Below are 395 nucleotides of genomic sequence, written 5' to 3'. Positions count from 1 at the left end.
CTGTTCAATATCATGACATATTCTTTGGCGGACTCGCTGAAATATGTGGGACATACGCCGATCGACCAGCCAATTGAGGTGAAGCGAGACTCGGGGCTCTTCGACTGGGCCAAGACCGAAGCTAGTCAAAGCATGCTTGTGAGCACCACCGCTCCAAAATTCATGGACGTTCTGTTCTTCATATTCATCGCTAGCACGCCAATCGTGATGTTCATGGTGGTGGCGAATCCCCAGAGCGGTTTCAAGGTAGCAGTGTCGTACGTAGTGTTTGGTTTGTGGACCCAAAGCTGGATCCCGATGATGGCGATCATAACGAGCTGGTACCAGCGCGACATTATGAGTATTCCCGCGCCTTCGCTTGCCGGGCCAATGTCGCCAGCGTACATGGCGATGAT

At 52.4% G+C, this 395-nt stretch carries 1 protein-coding gene; it reads left to right on the top strand.

Annotated elements, in window-relative coordinates; all coding sequences use genetic code 11:
- The coding region (locus ERX29_RS10850; RefSeq protein WP_133444679.1) for a conjugal transfer protein TraG N-terminal domain-containing protein at positions 1-395 on the top strand (395 nt) is incomplete at both ends.

The sequence above is a fragment of the Macrococcus lamae genome (assembly GCF_004359545.1).
GTDB lineage: Bacteria > Bacillota > Bacilli > Staphylococcales > Staphylococcaceae > Macrococcus > Macrococcus lamae.
Note: the sequence above shows the minus strand (reverse complement) of the source record. Positions and strands in the feature narration are given on the sequence as shown.